Origin of the sequence: Alienimonas chondri, from assembly GCF_013036045.1 — a bacterium.
Lineage (GTDB): Bacteria > Planctomycetota > Planctomycetia > Planctomycetales > Planctomycetaceae > Alienimonas > Alienimonas chondri.
On the sequence record NZ_WTPX01000178.1, the window covers coordinates 1 to 8,752 of the forward strand.

The window sequence follows — 8,752 nt, forward strand, 5'->3', positions numbered from 1 at the left end:
TCGCCGCGGCCTCCACGTCCGCGTCGCTCAACGCCGCGGCGACCGGATCTGCGGTGGCGCCGAGCTTCGCCGGAGCCAGTCCCGGAGGAATCGATCGGATTGTTCGAGGGGTCGGGAGTCATCGCCGGCCTGTCCTGTTCTCGTCACCGGCCCCGCCGGCCCGAAGAGAACCGGGCGGCGAAGCCCTACCGTGTGCACATGGAACGGGGGCGACGCTGATCGCGCCGCGTCCCGCAATTCGCGCGACGATAAGCCCAACCGCTCGGAATCACCACCGACCGGGGCCGATGGGTTGCGTCGAAGAAAAAATGCGAGACGCTCACGCCGTACCGTTTTCCTTCGTCCCCCGTTCCCCCGGCTCCCGTGTCCGCCGACCGCGCCTTCGCCGATCGGCCGGAGTTCCCCCCGGAGCACCCGGCCCTGCTGGCTCCCTCAGCGGGCCGGCTGATCGTCATCGATCTGCAAACGGGGCTGTTGCCGCAGATCGACGACGGCGCTTCGACCGCTTCGCAGGCCACGCTGCTGGTCCGCGGGGCGCGGGCGCTCGGCGTGGAGATTCGAGCCACGGAGCAGGCTCCGGCGAAGCTCGGCGCCACCGCAGATCCGGTCGCCGCGGCGTTGAGCGACGCGGACGTGGAGGCCGCGGCGAAAACCACGTTCGGCGCCGCGGCCGCTCTCGGCCTGACCGAAGCGATCAGCGATCGTCGCCACCAGATCGTGCTGTGCGGCATCGAAACGCACATTTGCGTCGCCCAGACGGCGTTGGAGTTGATGAGCGCCGGGTACGCCGTGCACGTCGCCGCGGACGCCTGCGGCAGTCGACGGGCGAGCGACCACGAGACGGCGCTCGCCCGGCTGACCTCGGAGGGCGCCACCGTGACCACCGCCGAGGCCGTGCTGTTTGAATGGTGTCGGTCCGCGGAAAATCCCGCCTTCGCCGCCCTGCGCGATCTGGTCAAAAACGCGTGAGCGATTCCTCGCGGCCGGACCGCGGCGACGGGCGTACGCTTCCGTTCGATCCGAAAACCGACCTCGCCCAACTCGTCCGCGGCGTGCTGATGGGCGCCGCGGACACCGTGCCCGGCGTCTCCGGCGGGACGGTGGCGCTGGTGTTGGGCATCTACACCCGTTTGGTGACGGCCGTCAGTCGGGCGGACGGCCACCTCTTCTCCCTGCTGCGTCGCGGGCGGTTCAAGGAGGTCTGGACCTACCTCGACGGGCGATTTCTGTTCTGGCTGCTGGTCGGCGTCGGCGGGGGCGCCCTTACGCTGGCGGGCATCACCCATGCCGCGATGGAGGAGCAATACACGCTGACGTTCGCCCTGTTCAGCGGACTGATCGCCGGCAGCGTGTTGCTGGTCGCCCGGTTGGTCGGCGAGACCGGCGAGTTGATGTCAGGCTGGACGCCGCTGCGAACCGCCCTGCTGATCGCCTCCGCCTGGGCGGCCTACGAACTGGTGAGCTTGGAAGCGCTGGAGAATCCGCCCATCGGGCCGGCCTACCTCTTCTTCTGCGGGGCGATCGCAATCTGCGCAATGATCCTTCCCGGGGTCAGCGGAGCGTTTCTACTGCTGGTGCTCGGGGCGTATCACCATGTCAGCGGGTGGTCGGGGCGGTTGAAGTCGTTCGACGTGGACGGCCCGATGTTGCTGGAAGGCATCTGCTTCGGGGCGGGGTTGGTCGTGGGGCTGGCCCTGTTCTCGAAACTGCTTCGCTGGCTGCTCACGCGGCACGGTCCGGCGACGCTCGCCACGCTGACCGGGGCGATGCTCGGCTCGCTGCGGCAGCTGTGGCCGTTCGTCGGACCGCGACCGGACGACGTCCCCTTCAAAGAGTGGCGGCCGGTGCACCTCGTCCCTCCCCTCGACGATCCGCAGACCTGGCTGGCCCTGCTGGTCGCGGCGGCCGGACTCGGGGCGGTGTTGCTGCTCGACTGGTTCGGCCGGAAACGGGCGGAGGAACCGGGCGAACCGACGCTCGCCGATGGCGTAATTCCGCCTGCGAGCCGTCCTCTTCAAGAGGACGGCTGACGGGCATGTTCGACTGGCTTCCCGTATCCGGTTGGCTGGCGGCGGTCCTCAGCCTCTGCGGTTACCTCCTCACGCTGGCGCTCGTGCGGTGGGTGCTGTTGTTGAAGAAGGACAGCCCCGCCAGCACCGTTGCCTGGATCATGGCGATCGTGCTGATCCCGTATCTCGGAGGGCTGCTGTTTCTGATCTTCGGGGTGAACCGGGTGAACCGACGGGCGGAGTTGAAGGCCGCCGGCGACGCCCGGATCGAAGCCGTCACGCCCTCCCTCACGGAGCACCGCGTGTTCGCCTCCGAGTCCACGCAGGAGCCGGACCGCACGCTGATGCGGCTGCAAACCGCGGTCGGTCGCTACCCGCCGGTCGGCGGCAACGACGTCGAGACGCTGGACGACACCAACCGCACGCTAGGCCTGATTCGTCGGGAGATCGAAGCGGCGACCTCCTCGATTCACCTCGAATACTACATCTGGAAGCCGGACCGCACCGGCACGGCGCTGCGGGATCTGCTCGTCCGGAAAGCGGCGGAGGGGGTCACGGTGCGGTTCCTCTACGACGGCATCGGATCGTTGTGGCTGACGAAGCGGTGGCTGAAGCCGCTCCGCGACGCGGGAGCGGAGGTGGCCTCGTTCCTCCCGGGCGCCGGCTTCCGCGAGCGGTGGAGCCTGAACCTCCGCAACCACCGCAAGATCGTGGTGGTCGACGGCCGCGTCGCCTTCACCGGCGGCATGAACATCGGCGACGAGTACCTCGGTCTCGCCCGGACCGGCGGCTGGAGACACTGTTTCGGCAAGGCGGCCAAGGAGCGACGCGGCTGGTGGCGAGACACGCACCTGCGGGTCGAGGGGCCCGGGGCGTTGCAGCTCCAACAGGTCTTCGCGGAGGACTGGTATTTCGCCACCGGCGCCGTGTTGGGCGAAGTGGAAGGACAGGACAACCTTTACCCGGACACCGGCAGCCGCGGGTCGGCGATCGTGCAGTGCGTGCCGGGCGGGCCGTCCGGGCCCACGCCGGCGGGCGAACGCTCCCTGCCGCGGGGGTTGCCGAACCTGTTCTTCACGGCGATCACCGCGGCCCAGCGGACGATCGACCTGACCACGGGCTATTTCGTCCCGCCGATTCAGATCGTGCAGGCGCTCGAAGCGGCCGCCTGGCGGGGCGTGCGGGTGCGACTGCTGGTGCCCGGAACCGGCGGCAAACCGTGGACGATCTTCGCAGGCCGCAGCGACTACGAGGTCCTGCTACGGGCCGGCGTCGAGATCTACGAGTACCGCGCCGGCACGCTGCATGCCAAAACATTGACCGTCGACGGCCGCTGGAGCCTGGTCGGCAGCGCGAACCTCGACGCCCGCAGCTTCTATCTGAACTTCGAGGTGAACCTCGCGCTCTACGACGACCGCACGGCGGAGCGACTGGCGGAGCGGTTTGAACTCGACATGACGAAAGCCCTCCGGATCACGCCGGAGGCCCGCGCCGCCCGCGCCCACTGGCGGGTGCTGGCGGAGAATTTTTGCAGGATGTTCGCCCCGGTATTCTGATGCTCGAAATACTGTAACGCCGAGGCCCCGCGGGGCCTCGGCGTTACGGAGCGGGGACCCCGGCGATCGCGGTCCACGCCGCGAGGGCGTCGCGGACGGCCCGCACGTCGTGAACCCTCAGCCAGTCGGCGCCGAGCGATGCGAGGGCCACGGACACGCCGATCGTTCCCGCGGTGCGTTCCTCGACCTCCCGCCCCAGCAGGGACTTGAGGAAGCGTTTGCGACTGTGCCCGATCAGCACCGGCCGCCCCAGGGCACGCAACGCGGGGACGCCCCGCAGTAGGGCGAGGTTGTGAGCCGCCGTCTTGCCGAAGCCGATGCCGGGGTCCGTGAGGATCGCCTCCCGCTTCACGCCGGCGGCTTCCAGGGCGCCCAGTCGATCGCGGAGGTGGGCGGCGACCTCCGCGAGGACGTCGTCGTATCGGGGTTCGTTCTGCATCGTTTGCGGGGTGCCGACCATGTGCATGACGACCACCCCGCAACCGCGTTCGGCGCACAGGGGCGTCATCGCCGGGTCGAGCGTCAGACCGGAGACGTCGTTGACGACGTTGGCTCCCGCATCCAACGCCGCCGCGGCGACGACGGCTTTGGTGGTGTCGATCGAAATCGGCACGCTCGTTTGCGAGGCCAGCGCCTCGATCACCGGGACGACGCGACGGAGCTCTTCCTGGGCCGAAACCGGCTCGGCGCCGGGCCGGGTCGATTCCCCGCCGACGTCCAGCATCGCCGCCCCCGCCTCGGCGAGTTCCAGCGCATGAGCCACGGCTGCGTCGATGCCGGAGAACCGTCCGCCGTCCGAGAAGCTGTCCGGCGTGACGTTGACGATCCCCATCAGCCGCGGCGCGGCAGTCGGCTGGAAGATCGTTTCGCCGGCCGCGGCTCGGGCGAACGCCCAGCGAGAATCGAGGGGGGCGGGGTTATGCACGTCGTTCATCGCGTCTCAGCATGAGAATCCGCACCCGAAAATAGGGCGGAGCGGCAAGTATCCCCCGGCCCCCGGACGGTCCCGGGTGCGGGTGGTAGGGAAAACTCCGGTATTGCTGATGGAATCGCGTCGAGGACCGATCGGGCGACCCGTGTTCGTTGCGAACGTTTGGGGGGACTGTCAAGGTTGATTGGATCGGGTCGGCTGGAGAACCGTTTCAGTCGTCCTGCGGCGCGAGTTTTCTTCGACATCGGTGCCGTTTCCGCCATCCGGGATCACCGGGTTTCGGAGGAACGACCCCGCGACGGTCGCGCCCGTCGCCCGCACCTTTCCTCACCCTGAAGACCCAGATCCGCACTACCATGAAACGCTTCGTTCTTTCCCTCGGCGTCGCCGCGATGACCGCGGTCCCGGCCTTCGCCCAGTGCAACTCCTGCGGCACCGCCCCGAGCTACGGCGCCCCCAGCTACGGCGCCCCCGTCTCCTACAGCCAGCCGGTTCACTACAACCAGCAGGGTCACTACGGCCAGGCGACCAACTCCTGCGGCTCCAACTACGCGTCCAACTACGCGACCCCGGTCTCCTACAGCCAGCCGGCCAGCTCCTGCAGCCCCTGCGGCTCCAGCTACGCCGCCCCGGTCTCCTACGCCCAGCCGACCAACTCCTGCAGCCCTTGCGGCTCCAGCTACGCCGCCCCCGCGGCCTACAGCCAGCCGACCAGCGCCTGCAGCCCCTGCGGCACGAGCTACGCCGCTCCGGCGCCGACCTGCGGTTCCGCCTCCGTCGCCTACGCCCCGACGAACTGCGGCGTCGTGCAGACCTCCGGCTGCTCCACCTGCCCCGGCAGCGCCCCGGCTTACTACGGCGGCCAGGCCTACGGCGCCCCGGTGACCTCCAGCTATGTGCCGAACTGCCCGAACTGCACCACCGGCACCGTCGTTGACGGCACCTCCAACTTCGGCGCTCCGCTGCAGCAGAGCGGCGCCATTCAGCCGCTGCCGTCCAGCACCCAGCCGGCCGCCGGCGCCGCGGTCCAGAACGGCGCCGCGGTTCAGAACGCCGCCCCGGGCGCTTCTGCCCCGGCCGCCAACGTTGAGACGAACGTCGAAGCCAGCGGCTCCACGAACGGCACGCTGCCCAACGCTGGCGTCGATGCCGGCGCCGGCGCCGGCGCCGCGGTCGAAGCCCCGGAGACCCCGGGCGACATCGGCGGCGACGACGCCTGAATCATTGATGAATCCCGCCCCCCTCCGCGACGTGCGGCGAGGGTTTGAGTTCGACGGATTCGCCCCTCACCGGGCGGATCCGTTTTTTCATGCGCGGCCCGGAACGCTTCGCTGGTCGCACGGCGGACGAAAGCGGTATCCTCCCGTTCACCACTTTCGCCCGGAGGATTCGATGGATTCGACTGTTCCGTCCAATGACGGATTCCCGACCGCCGACGTCGATCCCGCCGACGAAGTGAAGCAACTTCGCGACGACCTGCGACGCCACAATCGCCTCTACTACGTGGAGGCGAAGCCGGAGATCACCGACCGGGAATACGACCGCCTGATGCGGCGGCTGATTGACTTGGAGGAGGCCCATCCGGAACTGGCCGCGGACGACAGCCCGACCCGTCGGGTGGGCGGCGAGCCGATCGCGGGGTTCGTCACGGTCGAGCATCGCACCCCGATGCTCTCCGTCGAGAATGTCTACGACGAAACGGCGTTAGCGGAATGGGACGCCCGCGTGCGCAAACGCCTGCGGGAACACGCCGCGGACGAGGCTCGCCAAGCGGCCAAAGCCGCGGGCCAGGAACTCGGCGACGGGGACGAAATCCCCGATCCGCCGGTGACGTATCTGCTCGAATACAAGATCGACGGGGTGGCGCTCGCCCTGCTCTACGAGCGCGGCGTGCTGGTGCGGGCGGTCACCCGCGGCGACGGGGCGCGGGGCGACGACGTGACCCACAACGCCCGCACGCTGGGCGGCGTCCCGCTGCGACTGAACGCCGATCCGGCCGCGATCCCCGAGGAGTGCGAGGTGCGGGGCGAGGCGTACATCCGCAACAGCGACTTCGCCCAACTGCGGGCCGATCGTGAAGCCGCCGGCGACGAGGCCTACGCGAACCCGCGGAACCTCACGGCCGGTTCGCTGAAGCTGCTCGATCCCGCGCTGTGCGCAAAGCGGAAGCTGCGGTTCCTCGCCCACGGCACCGGGTACGTGAGCGGCGGCGACGCCGCGGCGTTCGGCGAACACGGGACGTTCCTCAACGAACTTCGCCGTTGGGGCATCGCCCCGACCCCCGAGGTCCGCACCGCGACCGACATGCCCGGGCTCGTCGCGGCGATCGGGGAGATGATCGAGGCGGTCCCGTCGCTCGATTTCGAGGTCGACGGCATCGTGGTGAAGGTCGATTCGCACGCCCAACGGGAAGTGCTGGGGCTGCGGTCGAAGTCCCCGCGGTGGGCCGTGGCGTTCAAATGGGAGAAGTGGGAGGCCGTCACCACGCTGACCGACGTGACGTTCCAAGTCGGCAAGACCGGCCGCGTGACGCCGGTCGCGGCACTGAAACCGGTCGAGATCGCGGGCACCACCGTCTCCCGGGCGAGCCTGCACAACCGCGACGAGATCGAACGCCTCGACCTGAAAATCGGCGATCGCGTCGTGATGGAGAAGGCGGGCAAAATCATTCCCCACGTGGTTCGCGTCGAGCTGGAAGAACGCACCGGCGACGAAACCCCAATCGCGTTCCCGACGGACTGCCCGATCTGTTCCCACATGCTGCTCCGGGAAGAGGGCGGCGTGGACTTCCGCTGCCCGAACGAAGCCTGCCCCGGGCGCCTGCGGGGCAGCATCAAGTACTTCTCCAGCCGGAAGGCGATGGACGTCGACGGCCTCGGCGAGAAGCTGATCGACGCCCTGATCGACGCCGGCCTCGTGAAAAGCCTGCCGGACCTCTATCGCCTCAAAGACCGGCGGGAGGAACTGCTGGCGTTGGAGCGGATGGGCGAGACCAGCGTCGATAACCTGCTGGCCGGATTGGAGAAGAGCAAATCGCAGCCGATGTGGCGGTTGCTGACGAGCCTCAATATCCGGCACGTCGGCAACACGGTGTCGCGGGCGCTCGCCGGGGAGTTCGGCACGCTGGACGAAGTGATGCGACACGACGCCGACAGCCTGGCGGCGACCGATGAGATCGGGGGGATCATCGCCGCCAGCCTCGCCGCGTGGTTCGCCGATCCCGCCAACCGGGCCACGGTGGAGGAGTTCCGGGCTCTGGGCCTGAACCTCGGCAGCGAAGCGGAGAAGAAGCCCAAAGCGGAGACCGACGGCGTCCTGGGCGGCAAGAGCCTCGTCGTCACCGGCACGCTGACGCGATTCAAACGGGACGAGATCGAGGAACTGATCCGCGAGCACGGCGGCAAGGCGAGTTCCTCCGTCAGCAAGCGAACCGACTACCTCGTCGCCGGCGCCCGGGCCGGTTCGAAGCTCGCCAAGGCGGAGAAGGCCGGCGTGCCGGTGCTGAATGAAGAGGAGTTCGCCGCCCTCGTCGGGTTGCCCGCCGCGGAGAGCACGGAGAGCAAAGCCGAGACGTGACGCTCCGGACGGGGGCGTTCACCCCGCGGCGCCCTCGAACAGCTCGCCCTGCGGGTCGTGGCCGAACTCGCGGTACAGCAGGCTCGGCTGGATGTCGCGGTTGTGTTGGTACTTGCCGCCGAGGCCGGGACCGTCGGCGTAGCTCTGCACCTCGCCCTCGAGCGTGTGATAGAAAATCTGCCCGATCTCCACGCCGGCGTAGATCCGCACCGGCTGGACGCAGAACATTTCGAGCGTCCAGAACCCGCAGAACCCCACGTCGCCGAAGCCCGCGGTCACGTGGATGAACAGCCCCAACCGGCCCACGCTGCTGCGTCCCTCCAGCATCGGGACGAGGTTGCGGGTCTCGGTCCGCTCCGCCGTCCGCGCGAGGTACAGACGATGCGGGTAGAGGGTGATGCCCTCCTCCGGGATCTGATGCCGCGTGAATCGCGCCGGCTTCGCCATGTCGAGTTCGAGGTCCGCGTAGACCAATAGCTCGTCGTGCAGGCTCAGGTTGTAGCTGTTGGGGTTGAGCCGAGCCGGGTCGTAGGGATCGATGACGATGTCCCCGCGTTCCCGCCGGGCTTCGATCGCGGGGCCGGTGAGGATCACGGTGGGGAGGGGGAAGGGAGGATAAGGGAGGGGAGAACTCGGTATCGGCCGTGGGGACAGTTCATCCCACCCACCACTCCTTCCTC

General features: G+C 68.9%; 7 protein-coding genes. 5 read left to right on the forward strand and 2 right to left on the reverse strand.

Annotated features, from left to right (window positions below; all coding sequences use genetic code 11):
- Window positions 1–363: 363 nt before the first annotated feature.
- The 3 genes from LzC2_RS18680 to cls are packed head-to-tail and all read left to right on the forward strand — an operon-like array spanning window position 364 to window position 3,565.
- The gene (locus LzC2_RS18680; RefSeq protein WP_171189548.1) at window positions 364–969 is read left to right on the forward strand and encodes an isochorismatase family protein; all 606 of its coding nucleotides are present in this window, start codon (window positions 364–366) and stop codon (window positions 967–969) included.
- Window positions 966–2,030, forward strand: a complete 1,065-nt coding sequence (locus LzC2_RS18685; protein WP_171189549.1) for a DUF368 domain-containing protein — start codon at window positions 966–968, stop codon at window positions 2,028–2,030. Before LzC2_RS18680 ends, LzC2_RS18685 begins: the two co-directional genes overlap by 4 nt.
- Window positions 2,031–2,035: 5 nt before the next feature.
- Complete coding sequence (gene cls / locus LzC2_RS18690) at window positions 2,036–3,565, forward strand: cardiolipin synthase (RefSeq protein ID WP_171189550.1); 1,530 nt, start codon at window positions 2,036–2,038, stop codon at window positions 3,563–3,565.
- A gap of 43 nt (window positions 3,566–3,608) precedes the next feature.
- Here cls and folP read toward each other — a convergent pair whose 3' ends face one another.
- Complete coding sequence (gene folP / locus LzC2_RS18695; RefSeq protein WP_246255163.1) at window positions 3,609–4,499, reverse strand: dihydropteroate synthase; 891 nt, start codon at window positions 4,497–4,499, stop codon at window positions 3,609–3,611.
- Window positions 4,500–4,852: 353 nt separating this feature from the next.
- Between folP and LzC2_RS18700 the strand changes: the two genes are divergently transcribed.
- Window positions 4,853–5,716 (forward strand): hypothetical protein, encoded by an 864-nt coding sequence (locus LzC2_RS18700; protein ID WP_171189551.1) that lies wholly within the window; start codon window positions 4,853–4,855, stop codon window positions 5,714–5,716.
- 172 nt (window positions 5,717–5,888) lie between these two features.
- Window positions 5,889–8,072: an NAD-dependent DNA ligase LigA gene (ligA, locus tag LzC2_RS18705; protein WP_171189552.1), complete on the forward strand. Its 2,184-nt coding sequence runs from the start codon at window positions 5,889–5,891 to the stop codon at window positions 8,070–8,072.
- Between the two features lie 18 nt (window positions 8,073–8,090).
- Here ligA and dcd read toward each other — a convergent pair whose 3' ends face one another.
- On the reverse strand, window positions 8,091–8,666 hold the full coding sequence (gene dcd / locus LzC2_RS18710) for a dCTP deaminase (RefSeq protein ID WP_171189553.1): 576 nt from the start codon (window positions 8,664–8,666) through the stop codon (window positions 8,091–8,093).
- Window positions 8,667–8,752: the final 86 nt, after the last annotated feature.